At 65.3% G+C, this 346-nt stretch carries 1 protein-coding gene; it reads left to right on the plus strand.

Translation table 11 applies throughout. The annotated features are described in order from the left end of the window. Nucleotides 1-346 (plus strand): PAS domain S-box protein (locus tag EN807_RS33470; protein WP_135938014.1); only part of this gene is annotated, 346 nt, incomplete at both ends.

Here is a 346-nt window from a genome sequence, read left to right on the forward strand (position 1 = left end):
TCCCGAGGACGGCAACGGCGAAAAGATCCGCGGCAACCGCCACGCGGGGGAGCTCGCCGGTCGGCCCGCCACGGACGGCAAGCTCAGTTCCATGCCCGCCATTCTGCCGCTGATGATGAACGGCACCGTGGTCGACGCCGCTGATCAACCCTTGATGAAGGCGATGCGGACAGGCAAGCCCATTCCCGGTTTCGAGGCGCGGATCGCGCGCACCAAGGGCGGCAGCGTCGACGTCATGATGTCGGCCAATCCGTTGTTCGACGAGCTTGGCAAGGTGCGCGGAGCGATTGCTGCCGTAATCGACATATCCAGCCACAAGGATGCCGAGCGCAACCAGGAGCGGCTG

This window comes from Mesorhizobium sp. M5C.F.Ca.ET.164.01.1.1 (assembly GCF_004792125.1).
Lineage (GTDB): Bacteria > Pseudomonadota > Alphaproteobacteria > Rhizobiales > Rhizobiaceae > Mesorhizobium > Mesorhizobium wenxiniae.